Annotated in this window: 20 protein-coding genes; 5 read left to right on the top strand and 15 right to left on the bottom strand. The window is 70.8% G+C overall.

Annotated features, from left to right (window positions below):
* Positions 1 to 12 precede the first annotated feature (12 nt).
* The 5 genes from valS to Vse01_RS23835 form a co-directional block, all read right to left on the bottom strand.
* Positions 13 to 2,577 carry a valine--tRNA ligase gene (valS, locus tag Vse01_RS23855; protein WP_093405046.1) on the bottom strand — a complete coding sequence of 855 codons (2,565 nt, stop codon included), beginning with the start codon at positions 2,575 to 2,577 and terminating at the stop codon, positions 13 to 15.
* A gap of 57 nt (positions 2,578 to 2,634) precedes the next feature.
* The gene (locus tag Vse01_RS23850) at positions 2,635 to 4,512 is read right to left on the bottom strand and encodes an ABC transporter ATP-binding protein (RefSeq protein WP_093405048.1); all 1,878 of its coding nucleotides are present in this window, start codon (positions 4,510 to 4,512) and stop codon (positions 2,635 to 2,637) included.
* A complete protein-coding gene (locus Vse01_RS23845) occupies positions 4,509 to 6,359 on the bottom strand; it encodes an ABC transporter ATP-binding protein (protein WP_093405050.1) in 1,851 nt (616 codons plus the stop codon). The genes Vse01_RS23850 and Vse01_RS23845 overlap by 4 nt, the downstream gene beginning before the upstream one ends.
* Before the next feature lie 67 nt (positions 6,360 to 6,426).
* Positions 6,427 to 6,942, bottom strand: a complete 516-nt coding sequence (locus tag Vse01_RS23840) for a methylated-DNA--[protein]-cysteine S-methyltransferase (protein ID WP_093405052.1) — start codon at positions 6,940 to 6,942, stop codon at positions 6,427 to 6,429.
* Positions 6,943 to 7,039: 97 nt separating this feature from the next.
* Positions 7,040 to 8,533, bottom strand: a complete 1,494-nt coding sequence (locus Vse01_RS23835; protein WP_093405055.1) for a DNA-3-methyladenine glycosylase 2 family protein — start codon at positions 8,531 to 8,533, stop codon at positions 7,040 to 7,042.
* Positions 8,534 to 8,682: 149 nt separating this feature from the next.
* Here Vse01_RS23835 and Vse01_RS23830 point away from each other — a divergent pair, with 149 nt between their 5' ends.
* The 3 genes from Vse01_RS23830 (at position 8,683) to Vse01_RS29500 (ending at position 11,342) form a co-directional block, all read left to right on the top strand.
* Positions 8,683 to 9,165 (top strand): hypothetical protein, encoded by a 483-nt coding sequence (locus tag Vse01_RS23830; RefSeq protein ID WP_093405057.1) that lies wholly within the window; start codon positions 8,683 to 8,685, stop codon positions 9,163 to 9,165.
* An 84-nt stretch (positions 9,166 to 9,249) separates the two neighbouring features.
* Complete coding sequence (gene ychF, locus Vse01_RS23825) at positions 9,250 to 10,335, top strand: redox-regulated ATPase YchF (protein WP_093405060.1); 1,086 nt, start codon at positions 9,250 to 9,252, stop codon at positions 10,333 to 10,335.
* Between the two features lie 122 nt (positions 10,336 to 10,457).
* Positions 10,458 to 11,342 carry an LPXTG cell wall anchor domain-containing protein gene (locus Vse01_RS29500; RefSeq protein WP_232511267.1) on the top strand — a complete coding sequence of 295 codons (885 nt, stop codon included), beginning with the start codon at positions 10,458 to 10,460 and terminating at the stop codon, positions 11,340 to 11,342.
* Between the two features lie 42 nt (positions 11,343 to 11,384).
* Here the strand turns inward: Vse01_RS29500 and Vse01_RS23815 are convergent, their stop codons facing one another.
* From Vse01_RS23815 to Vse01_RS23800, 4 genes are all read right to left on the bottom strand, one after another.
* On the bottom strand, positions 11,385 to 12,107 hold the full coding sequence (locus Vse01_RS23815; RefSeq protein ID WP_093405062.1) for a SanA/YdcF family protein: 723 nt from the start codon (positions 12,105 to 12,107) through the stop codon (positions 11,385 to 11,387).
* Between the two features lie 88 nt (positions 12,108 to 12,195).
* Positions 12,196 to 12,930, bottom strand: coding sequence for a class I SAM-dependent methyltransferase (locus Vse01_RS23810; RefSeq protein WP_093405065.1), 735 nt, complete (start codon positions 12,928 to 12,930; stop codon positions 12,196 to 12,198).
* 237 nt (positions 12,931 to 13,167) lie between these two features.
* Complete coding sequence (locus Vse01_RS23805) at positions 13,168 to 13,530, bottom strand: PH domain-containing protein (protein ID WP_093405480.1); 363 nt, start codon at positions 13,528 to 13,530, stop codon at positions 13,168 to 13,170.
* A 39-nt stretch (positions 13,531 to 13,569) separates the two neighbouring features.
* Positions 13,570 to 13,875, bottom strand: coding sequence for a 4a-hydroxytetrahydrobiopterin dehydratase (locus tag Vse01_RS23800; protein ID WP_093405066.1), 306 nt, complete (start codon positions 13,873 to 13,875; stop codon positions 13,570 to 13,572).
* 183 nt (positions 13,876 to 14,058) lie between these two features.
* Between Vse01_RS23800 and Vse01_RS23795 the strand changes: the two genes are divergently transcribed.
* Positions 14,059 to 14,502, top strand: coding sequence for a (deoxy)nucleoside triphosphate pyrophosphohydrolase (locus Vse01_RS23795; RefSeq protein ID WP_093405068.1), 444 nt, complete (start codon positions 14,059 to 14,061; stop codon positions 14,500 to 14,502).
* A gap of 121 nt (positions 14,503 to 14,623) precedes the next feature.
* Here Vse01_RS23795 and Vse01_RS23790 read toward each other — a convergent pair whose 3' ends face one another.
* From Vse01_RS23790 to Vse01_RS23765, 6 genes are all read right to left on the bottom strand, one after another.
* Positions 14,624 to 15,694, bottom strand: a complete 1,071-nt coding sequence (locus Vse01_RS23790) for a succinate dehydrogenase/fumarate reductase iron-sulfur subunit (RefSeq protein ID WP_093405069.1) — start codon at positions 15,692 to 15,694, stop codon at positions 14,624 to 14,626.
* Positions 15,694 to 17,652 carry a fumarate reductase/succinate dehydrogenase flavoprotein subunit gene (locus Vse01_RS23785; protein ID WP_093405072.1) on the bottom strand — a complete coding sequence of 653 codons (1,959 nt, stop codon included), beginning with the start codon at positions 17,650 to 17,652 and terminating at the stop codon, positions 15,694 to 15,696. Before Vse01_RS23785 ends, Vse01_RS23790 begins: the two co-directional genes overlap by 1 nt.
* 11 nt (positions 17,653 to 17,663) lie before the next feature.
* Positions 17,664 to 18,470: a succinate dehydrogenase subunit SdhC gene (sdhC, locus tag Vse01_RS23780; RefSeq protein ID WP_093405074.1), complete on the bottom strand. Its 807-nt coding sequence runs from the start codon at positions 18,468 to 18,470 to the stop codon at positions 17,664 to 17,666.
* A gap of 257 nt (positions 18,471 to 18,727) precedes the next feature.
* On the bottom strand, positions 18,728 to 20,176 hold the full coding sequence (locus Vse01_RS23775) for a TldD/PmbA family protein (RefSeq protein ID WP_093405077.1): 1,449 nt from the start codon (positions 20,174 to 20,176) through the stop codon (positions 18,728 to 18,730).
* 73 nt (positions 20,177 to 20,249) lie between these two features.
* Positions 20,250 to 21,686: a TldD/PmbA family protein gene (locus Vse01_RS23770; protein WP_093405079.1), complete on the bottom strand. Its 1,437-nt coding sequence runs from the start codon at positions 21,684 to 21,686 to the stop codon at positions 20,250 to 20,252.
* A 94-nt stretch (positions 21,687 to 21,780) separates the two neighbouring features.
* Positions 21,781 to 22,329, bottom strand: coding sequence for a Uma2 family endonuclease (locus tag Vse01_RS23765; protein WP_093405081.1), 549 nt, complete (start codon positions 22,327 to 22,329; stop codon positions 21,781 to 21,783).
* A gap of 269 nt (positions 22,330 to 22,598) precedes the next feature.
* Here Vse01_RS23765 and Vse01_RS23760 point away from each other — a divergent pair, with 269 nt between their 5' ends.
* Complete coding sequence (locus Vse01_RS23760) at positions 22,599 to 23,576, top strand: ABC transporter ATP-binding protein (protein WP_093405483.1); 978 nt, start codon at positions 22,599 to 22,601, stop codon at positions 23,574 to 23,576.
* The last annotated feature ends 3 nt before the right edge of the window (positions 23,577 to 23,579 follow it).

The raw sequence follows: 23,579 nt of genomic DNA, 5'->3' as shown, positions 1-23,579 counted from the left end.
TGCACGGCATCCTCAGAAGGCGCAGGCGATGACCAGGGTCGGGGTGCGGTCGGGGAGCAGGTCGAGCTTGCCGATGCGGCCGGCGGCGCGTAGGTCGTCGATTACCAGCGTGAGCTGGTCGAGTACGGCGGCCGGGCCGAGCGCCTCGGCCAACGGCACCTCCGCCTTCATCGACAGCTTCCGTTCCGACTTGGCCCGGCGGACCTGCCCCAGCGCGTCGGCGGCGAGCCGCAGCAGGTGCGGGTCACCTTCGCCCTGGATCGCCCGGCCCACCTCGTACGTGGTCGGCCACGGCGCGCGGTGCACCGAACCGTACCGCCACCACGACCAGACCTCCTCGGTCGCGTACGGCAGGACCGGGGCGAAGAGCCGCAGCTGTACCGACAGTGCGGTGGCCAGCGCCGCCCGGGCCGAGTCGGCCCCGGCTCCGCTGCCGTAGGCGCGTTCCTTCACCAACTCGATGTAGTCGTCGCAGAACCGCCAGAAGAACGACTCGGTGGCCTGGAGTGCGGCCGTGTGGTCGTACCCCTCGAACGCTGTTGTCGCGGTGGCCACCACCTCGGACAGTTCGGCGAGCATGGCCCGGTCGAGCGGTTCGGTCGCGGGTGCGCGCAGCGCGTCGGCGGCGCCCAGCCCGAGCGCGAACTTCGACGCGTTGAGCAGCTTGGTGGCCAACCGCCGGCCGATCCGGATCTGGGCCGGGTCGAAGGCCAGGTCGGTGCCGGGCTTGCCGCTGGCCGACCAGTACCGCACCGCGTCCGAGCCGTGCTGTTCCAGCAGCGCCATCGGGGTCACCACGTTCCCCTTGGACTTCGACATCTTCTTGCGGTCCGGGTCGAGGATCCAGCCGGACAGCTCCGTCGTGCGCCAGGGCAGCACACCGTGCTCCAGATGCGACCGGACCACTGTGGCGAACAGCCAGGTGCGGATGATGTCGTGCCCCTGCGGGCGCAGGTCCATCGGGAAGACCCGCCGGTACAGATCCGGGTCCCGTTCCCAGCCGCCGACGATCTGCGGAGTCAGCGACGAGGTGGCCCAGGTGTCCAGCACGTCCGGGTCGCCGATGAAACCGCCCGGCACGCCGCGCTGCGACTCGTCGTACCCCGATGGAGTGTCCTCGGACGGGTCGATCGGCAGCGCGGACTCCTCCGGCGTGAGAGGCTGGGTCCAGTCCGGTTCGCCAGCGTCGTCGAGCCGGTACCACACCGGCACCGGCACCCCGAAGTAGCGCTGCCGGCTGACCAGCCAGTCGCCGGTCAGGCCACCCACCCAGTGTTCGTAGCGGTGTCGCATGTGCTCCGGCACCCAGCGCAGCTCCCGCCCGCGTGCCAGCAGTTCCTCCCGCAGACCTGTGTCGCGGCCACCGTTGCGCAGATACCACTGCCGGGTCGAGACGATCTCCAGGGGCCGGTCGCCCCGCTCGTAGAACTTCACCGGGTGGGTGATCGGGCGCGGCTCGCCGACCAGGTCATCCGCCTCGGCCAGCTGCTCCACAACGGTCCGTCGGGCGCCGTTCACCGTCTGCCCGGCCAGCGCCGCGTACGGCTGCGCGGGCACCCCGGCCGGCGGCTCCGGCAACAGCCGGCCGTCCCGGCCGACGACGACCCGGGTGTCCAGGGCCAGTTCCCGCCACCAGGTCACGTCGGTCAGGTCACCGAAGGTGCAGACCATCGCGATGCCGGTGCCCTTGGCCGGGTCCGCCAGCGGATGCGCGCGCACCGGCACCTCCACCCCGAACACGGGGGTACGCACAGTCGTGCCGACCAGGTCCGCGTACCGCTCGTCGTCGGGGTGGCAGACCAGCGCGACGCAGGCCGGCAGCAGCTCCGGCCGGGTGGTGTCGATCAGCACCGCCCGCCCGCCCGGTCCGTGGAAGCGCAACCGGTGGTACGCGCCGGGGCGTTCCCGGTCCTCCAGTTCGGCCTGCGCCACGGCGGTGGCGAAACCGACGTCCCACAGCGTCGGCGCCTCGGCCTGGTACGCCTCGCCCCGGGCCAGGTTGCGCAGGAAGGCCCGCTGGGAGGTGGCCCGGGCCACCGGCCCGATTGTGGTGTACATCAACGACCAGTCCACCGACAGGCCGAGCCGCCGCCACAACGCCTCGAAGACCTGCTCGTCGGCGACGGTCAACCGTTCGCACAGCTCGATGAAGTTACGCCGGGAGATCGGGGTCGGGTTCTTCCGGGCGGCGTCGTTCACCGGTTCGGTCGGTGGTGCCCAGTCCGGGTCGTACGGCAGCGAGGGGTCACATCGCACCCCGTACACGTTCTGCACCCGACGTTCGGTGGGCAGGCCGTTGTCGTCCCAGCCGATTGGGTAGAAGACCGTCCGGCCGCGCATCCGCTGGAACCGGGCGATCAGGTCGGTGTGCGTGTACGAGAAGACGTGCCCCATGTGCAGCTCGCCCGATACGGTCGGCGGCGGGGTGTCGATCGCGTATACGTCGGACCGCTGCCTGCTGCGGTCGAACGCGTACGTGCCCTCCTCCTGCCAGCGGCGCGACCAGGTCTCCTCGAGCCCGTCCAGAGTCGGACGCTCGGGGACGCCGGTGCGGGCCGTCCTCGCCGTATCAGTCATCCGTAGATCGTAGGCACCGGGACCGTGACGGGCACGCCATTACCTGATCACCAACGGTCAGAGCAGCGAGTCGCGCCACTGGCGGTGCAGGTCGGCGTACCGGCCCCCGCCGACGATCAGTTCGGCCGGCGGCCCGTCCTCGACGATCCGGCCCCGGTCGAGGACCAGGACCCGGTCGGCGGTCTCCACCGTCGAGAGCCGGTGCGCGATCACCAGCGCGGTCCGGTCCCGCAGGATGCTGCCGAGCGCCTGCTGCACCAGACGTTCGGTCGGCACGTCCAGCGACGAGGTGGCCTCGTCGAGGATCAGCACCGCCGGGTCGGCCAGGAACGCCCGGGCGAAGGCGACCAACTGCCGCTGCCCGGCGGAGAGCCGACCACCGCGCCGGTGGACCTCGGTCGCGTACCCGTCAGGCAGCGCCGAGATGAAGTCGTGCGCGCCGATCGCCCGGGCAGCGGCCTCGACGGCGGCGTCGTCGGCGTCCGGGCGACCGAACCGGATGTTGTCCGCGACGGTGCCGCCGTACAGGTGCGTCTCCTGGGTGACCAGCACCATCGCCCGACGCAGCTCCGCGTCGGCCACCTCGCGCAGGTCCACGCCGCCGAGAGTGACCGTGCCGCTGTCCGGGTCGTGGAACCGGGCGAGCAGCTTGGCGACGGTGGACTTGCCGGCGCCGGTCGGCCCGATCAGGGCCACGGTCTGCCCGGCCGGGATGGCGAGGTCCAGCTCGGTGAGGATCGGTGAGTCCGGGCGGTACCCGAACGACACCCCGTGGAAGCGGACCGCGCCGCGGGCCGGGCCGTCGGGCAGTGGCACGGGCCGGGTCGGTTCGGCGACCGAGGGCCGCTCGTCGAGCACCCCGGCGAGCTTCTCCAGCCCTGCCGTCGCCGACTGGAGCGAGTTGTAGAACTGGCTCAGCTCCTGCATCGGTTCGAAGAACCGGCGCAGGTAGAGCAGGAAGGCCGCGAGCACACCGACCCCGGTGTCGCCGCCCAGCACCCGGGCGCCGCCGTAGCAGAGCACCACCGCGACCGTGACGTTGCCGATCAGCTTGATGCCCGGTGAGTACGTCGCGATCAGGTGGAAGGCGTGCCGACTGGACCGACGGTAGTCGTCGTTGACCGAGTCGAAGATGTGTTGGTTGCGCGCCTGCCGGCGGTACGCCTGAACCGCCCGGATGCCCCGCATCGACTCGACGAAATGGACGATGACCAGTGCCATCGCCTCCCGGGTACGGCGATAGGCGGAGGCCGAGGCGCGGGCGAACCAGCGGGACAGCCAGAACAGCAGCGGGAAGGCGAGCAAAGTCACCGAGGCCAGCGGCAGGTCCAGCCAGAGCAGGATGCCGGCCACCGAGACGATCGTCAGGGCGGCCATCACCAGGCTCTCGACACCCCCGTCGACCAGCTCGGCGATCGAGTCGATGTCACTGGTCAGGCGCGAGATCATCCGCCCTGACGTGTATCGCTCGTGGAAAGCCACCGGCAGGTGCAGGAAGTGTGCGTACACCCGGCGGCGCAGGTCGAGCAGGACGGCCTGGCCGATGCGGGCGGAGATGGTGAGGAAGCCACGCCGGGCCGCGTACTCGATGCCGGCCGCGGCGGCGAACGACACGGCCACGGCGATCAACGGGCCGGGCTCGCCGGCCCGGAGCGGCTCGATCGCCCGGTCGATGCCGAGCATGACCAGGTACGGCCCGGACATGGCCGCGGCGTTCTGGGTCAACAGCAGCGCGACCGCCGTGCCCAGCCGGGCCCGGTGCGGGCGCAGCACGTCCGCCAGCAGCGCCCGGCTGCGGGCCCGGAGCCGGGCCACCGCCGCCGGATCGCTGTCCTCGGCGAGGCTGCGGTCGGCGTTCGGGTCCGGTGCCACCCCCCGCCAGTGCGCCGGGTCCGCCTCGGGCGGTGGCTCCGGCACGGCCGACGCGGCGGTCACGAGAGCACCAGGGGAGAGCCGCCGGGCGTCGGATCGGTCGATGTCGGTGTGCCGGCGATCGACGCCGCGGCCGGCTCGGCGGAGAGCAGCCCACGATAGGTGGGAACGCCGGCGAGCAGCTCGGTGTGGGTGCCGACGGCGGTGATCCGGCCGTGCTCCAGCAACGCCACCCGGTCGGCCAGGGCGATCGTGGACGGACGGTGCACCACCAGCAGCGCGGTGGTGTTGCGCAGCACCCGCTTGAGCGCCGACTCCACCAACGCCTCGGTGTGCACGTCGAGCGCGGAAAGCGGGTCGTCGAGCACGAGCACCGCCGGTCGGATCAGCACCGCCCGGGCCAGGGCGAGTCGTTGCCGCTGGCCGCCGGAGAGCGACAGGCCCTGCTCCCCGAGCCGGGTACGCAACCCCCACGGCAGGTCGTACGCGAACTCGGCCTGGGCCAGTGCCAGCGCGGCCCGGACCTCGTCCTCGCCGGCGTCGGGCCGGCCCAGGGTGAGGTTCTCCCACACCGACATGGAGAACAGCGTCGGCTCCTCGAAGGCGACCCCGACCAGGCCGCGCAGCGACGCCAGCCGCAGGGCGCGCAGGTCGTGCCCGTCGAGGGTGATGCGGCCGGCGCTGACGTCGTGCAGTCGAGGTACCAGGGACAACAAGGTGCTCTTGCCGCTGCCGGTGGCGCCGACCACGGCCACGGTCTCGCCGGGCTCGACGGTGAGATCGAGGCCCCGCAACACCGGAACCGCGCTTCCCGGATAGCGGAAGCCCACCCCCTCGAAGCGGAGCCGACCGCGCACCGTCGAGCGCACCAGGGCGATGGCGACCGGACGATCCGCGATGGCTGGCCGGGTGTCCAGCACCTCCTGGATCCGGTCCGCGGCGGTGGCCGCCTCCTGCCCGTTGGCGATGATCCAGCCCAGCGACTGCACCGGCCAGATCAGCATCAGCTGAAGGCTGACGAAGGCGACGAGCTGACCGATGGTGAGCCGTCCGCCGGCGACCGCGGCTGCTCCGGCCACCAGGACCGTGCCCAGGGTCAGGTTCGGCACCAGGTCCAGCAGCGCCGAGGTGCGGGCGAGCAGCCTGCCCTTGCCGATCCCGGTGTCGTGCAGCGCCTCGGTGCTGGCGGCGAACCGGGCGGCCAGTTGTGGTCCCCGCCCGTACGCCTTCATCGTGCGTAGGCCCTGCGCGGTCTCCTCGACCAGCGTGGCCACGTCGCCCTGCTGGTCCTGCATGCGGCGGGACGCGACGTGGTAGTGCCGACCGAAGCGGCGGGCGATCAGGAACAGCGGGACCGCGCTGGCGGCCACCAGCATCCCCAGTGCGGGGTGCAACCGGATCAGCAGCACCACCACGACCAGGTAGGTGACCAGATTGAGTACGAGGAAGAACAGGCCGAAGGAGAGAAAGCGGCGCAGCACCGACAGGTCGCTTGTGATCCGGGAGAGCAACTGGCCGGACGGCCACCGGTCGTGGAAACTGGCCGAAAGTCCTTGCAGGTGGGCGTAGACATCGGTGCGGATGGCCGCCTCCATCGCCACCGAGGACGACGACTGCACCCATCGACGGATGAAGATCAGCAGGGCTTCGGCCAGGCCGAGCAGCAGTGCCAGCCCGGCCAGCAGGAACAGGCCGGTCAGGTCGCGCCGGGCCACCGGCCCGTCGACCACCCGTTGCGCCACCAGAGGTACGGCGATGCCGGCGCCCGTGGCGGCGAGCCCGGCCAGCATCAGCCACCCGAACTCGACGGCGTGTGGACGCAGATAGCGGCGCAGTCGCCAGAGGTTGCGCAGGGGATGTCGACGAATCTCGCCCCGGTCGGCCGGGCCGCCGCCGCTCCCCGCAGCCACTACCCGACGGTAGCCGCATCTGGCAGCAACGCCGGTGTCGGCTTGCTGTCAGCAGCGCGGTACGGGGCTAGCCGAGTCGCTCGTGGTCGAGGAGCCAGCGTTTCACCGGCAGCCCCCAGCGGTAGCCGCCGAGTGTGCCATCGGTGCGCAGCACCCGGTGGCAGGGGACGAACAGCGCGGCGGCGTTGCGGGCGCAGGCCGCCGCGGCGGCGCGCACCGCGGAGGGACGGCCGGCCAGGGCGGCGTACCCGGTGTAGGTGACGGGTGCGCCCGGTTTGACCTCGCGTAACACCCGCCAGGCATGGGACATGAACGCCCCGCCGGTGTGCTGTTCGACCGGGACGTCGTCGATCGCGGTCAGGTCGCCGTCGAGGTAATCGCTGACGGCTGCGGTGACCGGGCCGAGATCCGGCCGGTGTCGAGGCTCACCGCGCAGGCTCGGGTGTACGAGCGGCAGCAGGTTCGCCGGGTCCGGGGTGAAACCGGACGCCCGTACCGCGCCGTCCGGACCGACGAGAACGGTGAACGGCCCGGCGGGGGTGTCGATGACTCCGCTGTCGATCATGCTGATCGTGGTGTTCATACTGCTCATGCGGCTCTCCAGGGTCGGATCGATGCTGGCCTGCCCAGAGGCACCCAGGCTGGGTCGGGTGGTTGGATTCGGGTGGAGCCGTCGGGGCTCACGCCGATCGCCAGAGACGGATCACGGCGTACGACCGCCAGGGGCGCCAGCGGACGGCGTACTCGTCGAGGGTCTTGGGGTTGTCGGTGAGGCCGAGGGTGGCGGCGCCCCGACGTAGCGCGAGGTCGGTGGGGAGGAACGTGTCGGGGTCGCCGAGCGCGCGCATGGCCAGGTAGCCGGCCGTCCAGCCGCCGATGCCAGGGATTTCGGTCAGCCGCCGCACCGTCTCCTCCCGGTCACCACCGGGCTCCAGGTCAAGCTCGCCGGCCGCGACCGCCCGTGCCACCGCCCGGATCGTCTCGCGCCGCCCCACCGGCATCCGAAACCCCGAATCGGCCACCCGCAGCACCTCCTCCGCCGTGGCGAACCCGTGCAGCGCCCCGCCCCGAGACCCCTCCTGCTGATCAAGAAGTTTGCGTCGACCGGGAACGCTCTCGGAGTCCACAACTTCTTGATCAACGGTGCCGGTGTGGGCGAGGAGGCGAGTGAGGGTGGTGCGGGCGGAGGCCAGGGAGACCTGTTGGGTGGCGATGGCGCGGACGGCGATCTCGAAGCCGTCCACCGCACGGGGGACGCGTACCCCAGGCTCGGCCGCCACCGTCGCGGCCAGCGCGGGATCGGCGGCGAGTGTCTGGTCGACGGCGAGCGGATCCGAGTCCAGGTCGAACAGGCGCCGGCAGCGGGCCACGGCGGGAGCCAGATCGCGCAGGTCGGTCAGGCGCAGCGTCGCCGCCACATGACCGACCGCCGGGCTCAGCGTGGCCTCTCCGGGGCCGTGCGGCAACCGCAACCCCCGCCGGTACGTACCGTCGACCACCTCGTCGACCCCGGGCAGCGTGCGACGGGCGAGGAAGTCGAGCAGCGCGGCGGCGTGCAGCGGCGGCCGGTACGCCAACCGCAGGGTGACGGTGCCCGCACCACCGACGACCGTGTCGTGTCCGCTACGCAGCTGCGACGGTGGTGCGCCGTAGACCGCGCGCACCGTGTCGTTGAACTGCCGGACGCTGCCGAACCCGGCGGCGAACGCGATCTCGGCCAGGCCCAGCCCGGTCGTCTCGATCAGGGTTCGGGCGGTCTGCGCGCGCTGAGCCCTGGCCAGCGCCAGCGGCCCCGCGCCGAGTTCCGCCCGCAGCATCCGGTGCAGGTGTCGCTCGGTGTAGCCGAGCCGGGCGGCCAGCCCCGGCACCCCGTCACGGTCGACCACACCGTCGGCGATCAGTCGCATCGCCCGGCCCACCACGTCGGCCCGTACGTCCCACTGGGGTGAACCGGGGGAGGCGTCCGGGCGGCAGCGACGGCAGGCGCGCAGCCCGGCCCGTTGGGCCGCCGCCGACGACGGGAAGAAACGCACATTACGCCGCTTCGGGGTCATCGCCGGACAGGACGGCCGGCAGTAGATCCCAGTCGAGGTCACGCCGGTGTAGAACCAGCCGTCGAACCGCTGGTCACGGCTGTCGACGGCCCGGTAACACCGTTCGAAGTCCAGTTCCACGTAACCGATGATGCGCCTGCTCCCGCCCACCCGGCTCGCGGAATTCGGACCACACCCTCCGTCTCGCGGCAAGGGCGGGCAGGGCAGGGGAGGGGAAGTGTCGGTTGTGGTGGGTAGCGTGCGGCCACCAACTCCAGAAGGGTGTGGCAATGGTTAGCGTGGCGGGTCGGGCGGCGTCGGGACACGAGCACCCACCACTCGACCCGACAGCGGTCCAGCGCTTCTACCGCCGGATGCGCGCCGTGGCGCCGGCCGCGGTCGGTGCCATCGAGCGGGACCGCGCCGATGATCCGGGTCGTGCCTTCGGCGACACCGCCTGCGGTCGGCTGGTCGGTTCGCTCGACCGGGACGGGGTGCGCGCGCTCGGGATGTGGGTGCATCACTGGTGCATGCGCTTCTATGACGACGACACCCGCGCCGCACTGCGGCTGCTCCGGGAGATCGCAGCTCGACCGGCCCTGGGCTGGACGGCCGACGAGGTCCACTGGATGCTCGGTGAGTCACGGCACGCCGCGCCCGCCGCCGACGCCCGTTTCACGCTGCCGCTGGCCGCCGCCGCCGAACTCGCCCCCGGCGCCCTCCGGATCGACCTGCTGGTGCCGCGCCAGGCGACACCCCGGCACGACCGGTGACACCAGCGGCGCCCTGCCACACCCTGACGGCGGGTCGGGCCTACCTGCCGGCGGCCGAGCGGTACCGGCGTAAGCTGGCTCGTCGTGAGTCTCACCATCGGCATCGTCGGCCTGCCCAACGTCGGCAAGAGCACCCTGTTCAACGCGTTGACCAAGAACGACGTGCTCGCCGCGAACTACCCGTTCGCGACCATCGAGCCCAACGTCGGTGTGGTCGGGCTGCCGGACGAGCGGCTGCACAAGCTCGCCGAGATCTTCAGCTCGCAGAAGGTGATCCCTGCGCCGGTGTCGTTCGTCGACATCGCCGGCCTGGTGCGCGGCGCCTCGAAGGGCCAGGGGCGGGGCAACGCCTTCCTGGCCAACATCCGGGACGCCTCGGCGATCTGTCAGGTGGTGCGGGCCTTCTCCGACCCGAACGTGGTGCACGTCGACGGCAAGGTCTCACCGGCCGACGACATCGAGACGATCAACACCGAGCTGATCCTGGCCGACCTCCAGACGCTGGAGAAGGCGCTGCCCCGGCTGGAGAAGGAGGCCAAGCTCCGCAAGGATCGGGCCGCCGCGGTGGAGGCCGCCCGCCGGGCCGTCGACGTCCTGGACGGTGGCACCACCCTCTACGCGGGTGCGGCGGCAGCCAACATCGAGCTGGAGCACCTGCGTGAGCTGCACCTGCTCACCACCAAGCCGTTCCTCTACGTCTTCAACGTCGATGAGGCCGAGCTGAACAATGCCGAGTTCCTCGACGAACTTCGGGCGCTGGTGGCACCCGCCGAGGCCGTCTTCATGGACGCCAAGATCGAATCCGAGCTGGTGGACCTGCCCGAGGAGGAGGCACGGGAACTGCTGGAGTCGATCGGGCAGGCCGAGCCGGGGCTGGACCAACTCGTCCGGGTGGGGTTCCGCACGCTCGGCCTCCAGACGTACCTCACCGCCGGCCCCAAGGAGGCGCGGGCCTGGACCGTGCCGATCGGCGCGACCGCTCCGGAGGCCGCCGGGGTGATCCACTCCGACTTCCAGCGCGGCTTCATCAAGGCCGAGGTGGTCTCCTACGCCGACCTGGTCGGGGCCGGTTCGATGGCTGCGGCGAAGGCGGCGGGCAAGGTCCGCATCGAGGGCAAGGAGTACGTCATGCAGGACGGCGACGTCGTCGAGTTCCGCTTCAACGTGTAGGCGGTGGCTGACGGAGTTGCCCGTCGCGGGGTACCTCCGAAGCGGACCGGAGGCGTCCTGCGCGGCGTAACCCGGATCGGGTAACGTGACGCGGTCATCGACGGATATCCACGGGGGTTTCCTTGACCACGCCTCGTTCTGCCCTGTGCGCTGTCAGCGCCGCACTCCTCGCGGCCGGTCTCGCCGCCGCACCCGCCGCTGCTGCTCCGGCCCAGCCGGCACCCGACTCGGCGAAGCTCGCGGCCGGCACCGAGCAGCTTCCGCCCACCGACGGTCGGCGCGGCTACCTGGTTGGTCAGGGCGAGGATGTGCCCGCCCTGATCGGCGTCACAAACAAGGGGGACGCACCTGTCGACGGCGTGGTCGTGCACATCCGGATCCTCAACGACCTGGACTTCACCAAGACGTACGAGAACTGCTGGTACGGCGTCGACAGCAACCAGGAGTCGGCCTGGTGTGAGTTCGATGTCGAGCTTGCCCCGGGCGCGAGCCTGGCGGCGCTGGGCGCCGGCATCTCCACCAAGCCGGACGCCCGCCCGGAGAACATCTCGTCGATCATCCACTTCTGGCGCAGCAAGGAGTACGTCGACCGGCTCGGCGGCATCCAGAAGCTGGCCGACGACTGGGCCGGGCAGGGCACCAGTGCCGTCCGGGGCACCGGTGGCCCCTTGACCCTGGCCGCCCCGTCGGCGCCACTGGTGGGTCTGGAGCCGCCGAACCCGCTCGGCTTCGTTGGCGTCGTACTCAAGACCGCCCCGACGCCGACCCCGACCGCCACGCCCACCGCGACCCCGACGGCCACGCCCACCGCGACTCCGACCGGCACGCCGACGGACGTCCCTCCGGCCAGCCCGGGTGCGCCCGGCGACGATGACGGGCAGGGCGGCGGCCTGCCGGTGACCGGTGCCCGGACCGCGACGGTGGCCGCCGTGGGGGCCCTGCTGCTGCTCCTCGGGGGTGCCGCCTACCTGATCGCCCGTCGCCGCCGTACCCGCTTCGTGGCGTAGGCCCGGCGCTGTCCGCGATGTGATGCCCTGCCGGTGCCGGTGTCAGCCGGCCCGCAGGGCGTCGTCGATACCGGTCTCCCGGTCGCCGAGATGCACCGGGTCGCGGCGGGAGAGCACGTCCAGCGCGGCCTTGAGGCCGGCACCGTACTCGCGGGCCGAGCTGATCCGCCAGGTGCGGTGGCTCAGCTCCCGCGCGGTCTCGTCGCCGACGCCGTTGGCGTCGATGCCGAGATGACGGCAGACCGTGACGGCACGGGCCAGGTGGAACTGCTGCGTCACCACCGTCGCCCGCTCCACCCCGAAGATCCGCTTCGCCCGGGCGCACGAGTCGTACGTGTCGAAGCCGGCGTGGTCGAGAACCACCTTGTCGGCCGGCACCCCCTGCTCGACCAGCCAGCGCTGCATCGCCTCGGGCTCGTTGTACTCGTGACGCATGTTGTCGCCGGAGACCAGGATCGCCTGCACCTTGCCGGTGGCGTACAGCTCGCGGGCGATCTCCAGCCGGGCGGCGAGGAACGGCGCCGGTGTGCCGTCGGGCTGGACCCGGGTGCCCAGCACCAGGGCGACCGGTGCCTCGGGCACCGTCGCGATCGGGTAGGTGCGCCCCTCGGCCCCGGAGCGGATCCAACTCGCGCTCGCCCACACGCCGGCCGTCAACAGCACGACACCGGACACGCCGGCCAGTACCGCCCGGCGCAGCCAACGCCCGCGGTGCCGGTCCCGGATCTGACGAAGTCTGGCCGGCAGCGAAGCACGGATCGGCATGTGGGCCAGTATTTCAGCCCGGTGCGAGCCGATCAGCGAGCGCTGTGGCGCGGGTACGACGGCCGGACCGTCGTACCCGCGCCGTCAATTACCTGAGCCGGTACACGGAGATGTGCGAGGTGCTGTCCGGGCCGAAGGGCGACCGGTCCCAGTCGGCGTACCGCTCGGTGAGCCGGAGACCGGCCTGTTCCGCCAGCTCGTCGATCTGCTCCGGCCACAGGTAACGCATCGCGAACGGGTGCAGGTGCACCCCGGCGGAGTGGAACGTGATGGTCTGCCGGAGGAACGTCTGCGCCGCCCGGTCGTACTTGTGCAGACGGATGGTGGCCGACTCCTCGGTCACCTCCCGCATCTGGACCTGTTCGTCCCGGTCGAAGTCCGCCGGGTCGGGCACGAACGTCTCGATGACGAACGCGCCGCCGGGGGCCAGCACCCGCGCCACGTTTCGGAAGCAGTCCGCCTGCCGCTGCGCGCGTACCAGGTTGAACAGGGTGTTGAAGACCAGGTACGCCACGGTGTACGGGCCGGTCACCGGCACGTCCGCCATGTCGCCGATGGCCACGGGGATGGTGCCGCCACCAGGCTTGGCGCGCATCTTCGCGACCATTTCCGGCGACGCCTCTACCCCCTCCACCGCGATCCCGCGTTCGGCCAGGGGAAGGGCGACCCGACCGGTGCCGATGGCCAGTTCCAGCGCCGGGCCGCTGCCAGCCAGCTCGGCGAGGAACTCCACCGCCGGTGCCGGGTCGGGTAGGCCGCCCGGCAGGTCATAGGTGTCGGCCCAGAGCCGACCGAAGTGTCCCGGGTCGTCGAAGACCGACATCAGCGGCCTCCGTGGTTGCTACCGGTGCCGCACGGCGCCTTGTCCGTTGATTTCCACGTACGCACGAAGCCTCGATTCGATGGGGTTGACGGTGCCTACTCGCTGCCTGGGCGTCGCGGTGTGCCTCATGTCGTCGCTCCCTTCGTTCGGCTGGCTCGTGAGCCAATCGGCATTGGTGGCCGGCGGCAACTGGAATTCACCGGGCGCGCTGATCCGCTGCGCGACCCGGGAAGTTGGTCAGCTGATGTAGTGCAGGATCACGTTGTGCACGTGGTGGCTCTTCTGGTCGCCCCGGAACTCCACCTCGTAGGTGTGCGTACCGACGTGGATGGCGATCGCGCCGGTGGAGAAGAACGAACCGCCCCACGACTTGTTGCTGACCACGCTCACGCTGGTGATCTTCGAGTACGGGATGCTGGTGATCGCGTACTTCTTGCCGACGAACGAGCGGTCCTGGATGATGACGCGCCGGTCGGTCAGCCCGATGAAGCCGGTGCCGGTGCCGACGGCGTCGTAGACGGCGATGATCTGTTCACCGTCGAGCAGCCCGCTCTGGATCTGCTGGAACTGTTCCTTGCGGTCATAGGTCGCGTTGGCCATGGTGCCCACGGTAGGCAGCGTCCGCCAGCGGACGCACCGTCAGCCCTCGGTGACCGCGCGGTAGGCGTCCTCGATGCGGGCGGCCAGCAGGACCTCGCCCTCGGAGAGGGGCTCGCTGCCGTGCCCGACCCGGATCTGGGTGTGATCGGCGCGCCGGCGGATCTCGGGGCGCAGATGCAGCGCGTCGGCGACCACCTTCACCCGCTCGGTGAGCGCCGCGTGCTGCGTGTCGTCGATGACGAGAGTGCGCCGGATCTGCTCACCCTCACGCGTCCAACCGGACAGTAGGGTGAGGGCGTCGCTGAGGTAGTCGTGTTTCGTCCGACCGCCAAACAGCGCCCGCATCACCGCTCCTCCCAGGCTTCGTTGCCGGCTTGTGGCCAAATCGTCGCCGCCCCGTGTCTTTGTCGGTGCCTCTAGTCTTACGTCGCACGGAGGGTGTGTCCACGCCCACACTTCTGGGGATTCCTGGCCTGACGGACGACCAAGCTACCCAAACCGCCGATTGATCTGGCACTCTGGACGCCCGTGCGGACCGAACGGGCGAACGGCGGCGGACAAGCCGTACGGCGCGATCCGAAGGTGATCGTCGGCGCGGCCATCATCAGGGACGGGCGGGTGCTCGCCTGCGCCAGATCCGCCCCGCCCGAGGTGGCGGGCATGTGGGAGTTCCCCGGGGGCAAGGTGGAGCCGGGGGAGAGTGAGACGGCGGCGCTGGCCCGCGAGTGCGTCGAGGAACTGGCCGTACGCGTGGAGATCGGTGCGCGGGTCGGCCGTGACGTCCGGATGGCACACGGTCGTTCCGTCCTCAAGGTGTACGCCGCGCGCCTCCTGTACGACGACGAACCCCAGGCCCTCGAACACTCCGCCCTACGCTGGCTCTCCGCCACCGACCTGGACACCGTCACCTGGCTCCCCGCCGACGCCCCCATAGTCGCCGCCCTCCGCCCCCTCCTCCTACCCTCGCGATGATCAAGAGGTTCTGGTCTCGGAGAACGCTCTCCGGGGACCAGAACCTCTTGGTCAACAGGTTGGGGCGGGAATGGGGCGGGGGCCGCGGCGGATGCCGCGGCCCCCGGTGTCGCTCGGGTGGTTAGTGGTTGGGCTTGTCCTGGTCGGGGTGGGCGAAGTTCAGGTGCTCGGGGGGGAGCGGGAAGGTGACGTCGTCGCCGAACGGGCTGGGGGCGGCGGCGCGGTCGAAGGTGAGCTCCGTCAGGGGGAGCTTGCCGCTGGCGTCGACCGCCGGGGCGGTCGGGTGGGGCACCTCGCGGTGCCAGTTGACGCCCTGCTGAGCCTGCACCTCGGCCTGGGCGTCATGGGAGCCGCCGGCGTGTGAGTGCACACCGCCGCCCGCGGCGCTGGAGCGCACCGCGCCCGGGGAGTGTCCGCTGGTCACGCTGGTCTGAGGCACCTGACCCCTCCGGAAGATCTTGCTACCGAGCCACACAAGTGGATCGTACCTGCGGTCGACGACCCGTTCCTTCATGGGGATGATCCCGTTGTCGGTGATCTTGATGTGCTCGGGGCAGACCTCGGTGCAGCACTTGGTGATGTTGCAGAAGCCCAGGCCCTGCTCGGTCTGCGCGTAGTCCTTACGGTCGGTCCTGGTGTCCAGCGGATGCATGTCCAGCTCCGCGGCCCGGATGAAGTACCGGGGACCGGAGAACGCCTGCTTGTTCTCGTCGTGGTCCCGGATCACGTGGCAGACGTTCTGGCACAGGAAGCACTCGATGCACTTACGGAACTCCTGCGAGCGCTCCACGTCGACCTGCTGCATCCGGTAGTCGCCGGGGGCCAGATCGGGCGGTGGAGCGAAGGCGGGCGTCTCCCGCGCCTTCTCGTAGTTGAAGGACACGTCGGTGACCAGGTCCCGGATGATCGGGAACGTCCGCAACGGGGTCACCGTGATCGTCTCGTTCTCCTCGAACGTCGACATCCGGGTCATGCAGCCGAGCTTGGGCATCCCGTTGATCTCCATCGAGCAGGAGCCGCACTTGCCGGCCTTGCAGTTCCACCGGCAGGCCAGGTCGGGCGCGTCGGTGGCCTGCAACCGGTGGATCACGTCGAGGACCACCTCGCCCTCGTTGACCTCGACCGTGTAGTCCTGCAGGTCGCCGCCGTCGGCGTCACCCCGCCAGATCCGGAACTGGCGCTTCGTTCCCATCAGCGGTTCTCCTTCTCGGCGTCAGCGTCGGTGGCCGCAGCAGCGGCATCGGCGGCGACGAGGGCGTCGAACTCGGTGAGTTCCTCGTCGGTGAGGTACTTGGCCAACTCGGCGCGGTCGAACAGGCCGATCAACTCGGAGCGCATCTTCGGCAGCGGCTTGCGCTCCAGTCGGACGGCGTCGCCCACCAGCGAGCAGACCAGGTTGACCCGTCGCCACTGCGGATCCATGGTGGGGAAGTCCTCGCGGGTGTGGCCGCCGCGCGACTCGCGACGCTCCAGCGCCGCCTTCGCGGTGCACTCGGAGACGACAAGCATGTTGCGCAGGTCGAGCGCGAGATGCCAGCCCGGGTTGTACCGCCGGCCGCCCGCGGCGCTGACCTTCGCCACCCGTTCGCGCAACTCCGCCAGTCGGGCCAGCGCATCCTCCAGTTCGGCCTCCCGCCGGATGATGCCTACGAGATCCCCCATCACCGCCTGGAGGTCCTGCTGGAGGGTGTACGGGTTCTCGCCGGTGTCCCGCTGCAACGGCGCCAGGGCGGTCTCCACAGCCGTCTCCACAGCCGTCACCGCCACCCGGGGTCGGCCGGTCAGCTGGTCGACGTAGGTGGCCGCGTGCCCGCCCGCCCGCTTGCCGAAGACCAGCAGGTCGGACAGGGAGTTGCCGCCCAGTCGGTTGGAGCCGTGCATGCCGCCGGAGACCTCACCGGCGGCGAACAGCCCACGCACCGAGCCGTACGCGGCGCCGCTGTCCGGGTCGACCTCCACGCCACCCATCACGTAGTGACACGTCGGGCCGACCTCCATCGGCTCCTTGGTGATGTCGACGTCGGCCAGCCCCTTGAACTGGTGATGCATCGACGGCAGGCGACGACGGATCTCGTCGGCCGGCAGCCGGGAGGCGATGTCCAGGTAGACGCCGCCGGCCGGCGTACCCCGACCGGCCTTGACCTCGCTGTTGATCGCCCGGGCGACCTCGTCGCGGGGCAGCAGCTCCGGCGGACGCCGGTTGTTGTCCGGGTCGTCGTACCAGCGGTCCGCCTCCTCGGGCGTCTCCGCGTACTGCTTGCGGAAGACGTCCGGGACGTAGTCGAACATGAACCGCTTGCCCTCGGAGTTCTTCAGGATGCCACCGTCGCCGCGGACCGACTCGGTGACCAGGATGCCCTTGACCGACGGCGGCCAGACCATGCCGGTCGGGTGGAACTGGAGGAACTCCATGTTGATCAGAGTGGCTCCGGCGCGCAGCGCCAGCGCGTGACCGTCTCCGGTGTACTCCCAGGAGTTCGAGGTGACCTTGTAGGACCGGCCGACGCCACCGGTGGCGAGCACCACGGCGGGTGCCTCGAAGAGGACGAACTCGCCGGACTCCCGGTAGTAGCCGAAGGCGCCGGCGATCCGGTCCCCGTCCAGCAGCAGCTCGGTGATGGTGGTCTCGGAGAAGACCTTGATCCGGGCGTCGTACGAGCCGTGCTCGCGCTTGTCCTCCTGCTGCAACGAGACGATCTTCTGCTGGAGGGTGCGGATCAGCTCCAGGCCCGTCCGGTCGCCGACGTGGGCCAGTCGGGGGTACTCGTGGCCGCCGAAGTTGCGCTGCGAGATCTTGCCGTCCTTGGTGCGGTCGAACAGCGCGCCGTACGTCTCCAGCTCCCAGATCCGCTGCGGCGACTCCTTGGCGTGCAGCTCCGCCATCCGGAAGTTGTTGAGGAACTTGCCGCCGCGCATGGTGTCCCGGAAGTGCACCTGCCAGCTGTCCCGGCTGTTCACGTTCCCCATGGCCGCGGCGGCGCCGCCCTCGGCCATCACCGTGTGCGCCTTGCCGAACAGCGACTTGGAGATGATGGCGGTCTTCTTGCCGGCCAGCCGCGCCTCGATCGCCGCGCGCAGGCCGGCGCCGCCGGCCCCGATCACGACGACGTCGTAGTGGTGTCGTTCGATGCGAGTGGTAGTGGTCGTCATGTCAGGGGCCCTCAGTTGATGAACCGCAGATCGGAGATCCACTCAGCGGAGACGGCCATGACGTAGAAGTCGGTCAGGGCCAGTGTGCCGAGCGTGATCCAGGCGAGCTGCATGTGCCGGACGTTGAGCCAGGAGACGTAACCCCAGGCCCGGTAGCGGACGGGATGCTTGGAGAAGTTCTTCAGTCGCCCGCCGATGATGTGCCGGCAGGAGTGGCAGGAGATCGTGTACGCCCAGAGCATGACCACGTTGCCGAGCAGGATCAGGTTGCCCAGCCCGAAGCCGAAGCCCTCGGGGCTGTGGAAGGCCAGGATCGCGTCCCAGGTGTTGATCAACGAGATGATCGCGGCGAAGTAGAAGAAGTACCGGTGCGAGTTCTGCACGATCAGCGGGAACCGGGTCTCACCGCCGTAGGAGGCGTGACCGTCAGGCACCGCGCAGGCCGGCGGCGACAGCCAGAACGACCGGTAGTACGCCTTGCGGTAGTAGTAGCAGGTGAGCCGGAACAGCAGCAGGAACGGCAGGGTGAACGCGGCGTCCGGAATGATCCACCAACCGGGCAGGTACTGCCCGAAGTGGGAGGCCTCCGGTAGGCACCGGTCGGTCACGCACGGAGAGTAAAACGGGGTCAGGTAGTGGTAGTCCTCGACCCAGTAGAAGTCGTGCATGAAGACCCGGACCGTCGCGTACGCTACCCACGCACTGAGCCCGATTACCGTGATCAGCGGGGCAAACCACCAACGGTCCGTCCGCAACGTCTTCGCCGCGATGGCGGCGCGTGCGCGCACGCCTCGCGGTTTCGTTGCCGATGATGTCATTCGCGTCGTCTCCCTGACGGGGCCCTGTCACGGGCGGCGGAACACTTCCGGGCGGCACGCGGACGGGCGAACCCGCACCCGCCTGCCGCGTCATGCGCACACCAACGACCGCACCGGCGTACCGGAGCAGCTAAGTGACACACGTTACGCCGATCTAGGCGGGCCGTCCGCGCAAGGCAGTGTCCCGTGTGTCCCGCTCTTTGGAAAGCCTCTCTCCATGATCAATATTCGGGTGCCCGGAAAAGATCGACAAACGGTCAACCGGAGGCGCCGCCGGTGAAGTTCCACGAGGCCAGCCGCAGCGACGGCGCCGCCCACCAGGCACCGTCCGCGCGGTCCGGCAGGCGTACCGCGCGCCGACCCAGCTCCAGTACCGCACCGGGCGCGAGCGCCCGCGGGTACGACTCGGTGAAGCGCAGGTCGCGGACCGCTCGGGTGACCCGACCGTCCTCGACCAGCCACAACCCGTTGCGGGTCAGGCCGGTGACGACCAGACTCAGCGGATCCAGGACCCGGGTGTACCAGAGGTCGCTGACCAGCAGGCCGCGCTCCATCCGGGAGACCAGGGCGGCGGTGTCCGGATCCCCGATCGCGCCGTCCACTGCCGGGCCGCCGACCCCGTGACCGCCAGCCACGAAAACGCCCGTCGGGTCGGCTGCGCCCGCCGTGCCGGCAGGGGCCAGGCGTAGGTTGCGGGGGATCGGGCCGAAGGTGGCGCTGCCGGCCCAGGCGTGCCCGGTCGAGGCGACACCCAGCTCTGCGGCGCTGCGCCGATCGTGGACCACGGCGCTCGTGGTGCCGGCGTCCACCAGGGTCAGTGCCCGGCTCGGCGTACCTTCCAGGTCGAACGGGAGCCCCGAGGCCGCGAGTGGATCGTCGACCAGGGTCACCGCCCGATCGAACTGAGCCGTGCCGGGTACGGCGAACGACTGACGTTCGGCGTACCGCCGGCCGTTGAAGCCGTACCAGGCCAGGTTCGAAAGCAGGTCCGCGACGGCTGGCGGCTCCAACACCACCGGATAGCGCCCGGGCGACAGCTCGACCGGTTGGGCCGCTGCTCGCGCCTTCGCGGCGGCCCGCCGCCCCAGGTCGGTGCCGTCGAGGTCGGCGACCCGGTCGACGTGCTGTCGGGCCGTGCCGTCCGCGCCGTCGGCCCGGGCGATGCCGTCCATCGCCGCATCTGCCGCCTGCCCCTGTGCGAAGTGGCCGGCCGAGTTCGCGAACGCCGCCACGCGGTAACCGGTGCGGCAGTAGCCCGCGGTCACCAACCCGCCGGCCGCGTCGACGAACGCCCGGACCAGGGCGGCCCGTTGGTCCGGGCCGGCGTGTGCCGTGGCCGGATCCCACCCCGGCGAGGGCGCCACCGGTGCCGCGGGCGCGAGCCCCGGCCAGGCCGGATCCGGTGGAGTGAACCGGGCCGCCGCCAGCACCCGCTCCACCAGCGTGCGTAACCCGTCGGTGGTGACCGCGTTTCCGCTGCCGGCGGCGGTACGCCCGGCCAGGTGGACCCGCAGGCGGACGTCCACGGAGGACGCGGCCACGTTCTGGTGGATCGCCGAGTTGGCGAATCTGGTCAACGCCGACTCGGCCCGGGTCACCGTCACCTCCGCCTGCGCGGCCGGCCCGGCCAGTCGGGCGACCAGGTCCACCACGCGGCCGGCGACGTCCAACTCGGTGTCGCCGGCCGGCACGGGGGTGCCACTCACGCCGCCTCCCGGTGGTCGGCGACGACGTACGGCGTCACCACGGCGTGTCGACGGGTGGCCCGCTCATGTTCGGTCACGCGCGTACCCCCACCCGGACGTTGCGGAAGCGGGCCGGTGCCGACGGGTGCCCGGTGTGCCCGATCTGGCCGGGCTGGCCCTTGCCGCAGTTCGGGGTGCCCCACGGCACCGTCTCCGAGGAGAGCATGTCCATCGAACGCCAGAACAGCGGACCGATACCGGTGTACGTCGGGTTGCGCAGCATCCGTCCGCGCCGGCCGTTGCGGATCTCCCAGCCGATCTCGCAGCCGAACTGGAAGTTCAGCCGCTTGTCGTCGATGGACCAGGAACGGTTGACGTCCATCAGCACCCCCTCGTCGGTGGCGGCGACGATCTCCTCCAGGGTGTGCGGGCCCGGTTCCAGGCCCACGTTTGTCATCCGTACCATCGGCAGTCGCGCCCACCCGTCGGCGCGTACGCTGCCGCCGTGATCGAGGCCCGCGACGGCGGCCGAGTCCCGGCCCGCCAGCACGCCCACCCAGCGGCCGTCCCGCACCGCGTCGCGCTTGACCGCCGGTGAGCCCTCGTCGTCGTAGCCGAAACTGCCCAGGGCGCCGGGGATGGTCGGGTCGATGGTGATGCTCATCAGCTCGGAGCCGTACCGCAGCGAACCGAGCTGCGCGAGATCCAGCCATGAGGTGCCGGCGAAGGCCGCCTCCCAGCCGAGGATCCGGTCCAACTCGATGGCGTGCCCGACCGACTCGTGGATCTGCAGGGCCAACTGCTCGCCGCCGAGGATCAGGTCGGTCTCGCCGCTGGGGCAGAGCGGTGCGGTCAGCAGTGCCCGCGACTCCTCGGCGATCCGTGCCGCGTGTGCGGTCAGCTCCAGCGAGTCGACGAGCTCCCAGCCGGTGGTGCCGTACTGGCCGCGGTAGCTCGGCCAGGACCGGCGTTGGGTCTCACCGGCGCCGACGGAAGTGGCCGAGATGCCACCGCCGCACTCGCGGATGCGCTGGTCGATGCGGTGCCCCTCGCTGGAGACGAACCACTTGGCGGTGTCCCAGATCTGGTAGAGCCCCTCGGCGAGGTCGGCACCGTGCTCGGTCATGGTGCGGGTGGCGGCCACCAGCAGGTCGCCCTTGACGGCGAGGGAGACGCCGAGCGGGTCGACCTCGCAGGGCGAGGACCAGCTCGCCGTGACCGGGGTGGACGCGACCAGGTCGACGGGTGGGCCGGAGACCAGCGCACTGACCGCCGCGGTCCGCGCGGCCCGGTGGCCGGCGTCGCGGGCGGCCAGGTCGGACAGCTCCGGCACGGCGTGGAAGCCCCAACTCGAACCCACCAACGCGCGTACGCCCAGACCGACGCTCTCGTCCTGGTCGAGCGACTCGATGTCGCCGTTGCGGGCGGTCATCGACTCGTAGCGCCGGTGCATCACCCGAACGTCGGCGTACCGGGCACCAGCGTCCAGCGCCGCCTGCACCGCCGCCTCGGCCACCTCGAATTCGCTCACGGCGACGCCTCATCGTGCGCGTTCACGAGACGCGTTGCCCCGGTGTCCATGCGGTCGCTCATGGCCCGACCCTAGGCGACCCGACCGACAACCGTCAGGGAAGCAGGTCCTCAGGCCGGATGGTCGCTTTGACTGGTTCGGTGAGCACCAGAACCTGGCCCGGCTCGGTCGCACTCTCCACCACGTAGTGCCGACCGCGTTTGCGGTAAAGGTGGAGAGCGCCGCTCGCCTGCTCGATGAGCAGGTACCACTCGATGCCCGCGGCGGCGTAGTAGTGCATCTTGAGCACCTTGTCGGTGGCCGCGTTGCTCGGCGAGATGATCTCGCAGACGAGATGGACGTCGACGGCCTCCACGTTTGGCGCGTCGAAGTCGATCGGGCCGGTGATGACCAGGTCGGGAATGGGGATGCGGCCGGGTCGGAGCCGGACGTTCACCCCCTCCAGAACGTGCAGTCCGGCCTCCCTGGCCGGGCCGCGCAGTGTCGCGTGCAGCTCACCGGAAATGTTCTGGTGGCGTGGGGTGGGGGCTGGGGTCACGTGCAGGCTCCCGTCGAAGAGTTCGACGCGCTGGGAGGTCTCGCCGAGGGCGAGGTACTCCTCCTCGGTCCACGGGCCCTCGTGGTCGAACACCGCCACGGTCATGGTCACCTCCGCTCGTCTCGCCGGGATCCTGCCTGCCGGGCTGCCCCCCATGGTCGCACCTTCCGTGCGACCAGCGCGGCAGTCGGTGGTGACCGGCAGTGGTGCGGTGGGGGACGGTTCGTGGGATCCTTTCGGGACGACGGGGGTGGTAGCTAATTTCGGCTGCATGAAGCGGTGGTAGTTCCCTTCGTCGTGGGCGGAGGGAGGCGATCGTGGACCCCTACCTGCGAGTGACCGACCTGCGGGTGGACTTCACCAGCACCGACGGCATGGTGCGCGCGGTCGACGGGGTCTCGTTCACCGTCGAGCGCGGCCGCACCCTTTGCGTGGTCGGCGAGTCCGGGGCGGGCAAGAGTTCCCTCGCGCTGGCCCTTCTCGGCCTGCACGACCCGCGTCGGGCCACCGTGGCCGGTGAGATCACCGTCGCTGGGCACGGGCTGGTCGGTCGACCGGAGGCCGCGCTTCGCCGGCTGCGTGGCCGGGACGTGGCGATGATCTTCCAGGATCCGCTCTCGGCGCTGCACCCGTACCATCCGGTCGGCCGGCAGATCGCCGAGGCGTACCGGGTGCACCACCGGCGGGCCGGGCGCGCCGAGACGCGTCGGCGGGTGGTCGAGATGCTGGACCGGGTCGGCATCTCGCAGCCGGACCGGCGGTACGACCAGTACCCGCACGAGCTCTCCGGCGGTCTGCGCCAGCGGGCGATGATCGCCATGGCGCTGGTGAACGATCCCGCCCTACTGATCGCCGACGAGCCGACGGCCGCGCTGGACGTCACCGTGCAGGCGCAGATCCTGGAGCTGCTTACCGACGTGCAGGCCGAGTACGGCACCGCGATCGTCCTGATCACGCACGACCTCGGCGTGGTCGGTCAGGTCGCCGACGACGTGCTGGTGATGTACGCCGGCCGGGTGATGGAGCGGGGCCACGCCGGGCAGGTGCTGCGGACGCCACAGCATCCGTACACCTGGGGTCTGCTCGCCAGCGTGCCGTCGTTGCGGGGTGACCCCGAGGCCGACCTCAGGCCGATACCGGGGCTGCCGCCGAACCTGCTCGACCTGCCGGACGGTTGCGTTTTCCACCCGCGTTGCCGGCACACCGAACCCGTCGGTCACCGGTGCCGCACCGAGCCACCCCAGCTGCGTGCCGTCGGGACGGGCGGGCACCGGCTGGCGTGCCATCTCCCGACTCGGGAACGCATCCGACGCCAGGCCGAGGAGACCACCCGGGTGGGGGTGGCGCGGTGACCG

Origin of the sequence: Micromonospora sediminimaris (assembly GCF_016863575.1) — a bacterium.
Lineage (GTDB): Bacteria > Actinomycetota > Actinomycetes > Mycobacteriales > Micromonosporaceae > Micromonospora > Micromonospora sediminimaris.
Note: the sequence above shows the minus strand (reverse complement) of the source record. Positions and strands in the feature narration are given on the sequence as shown.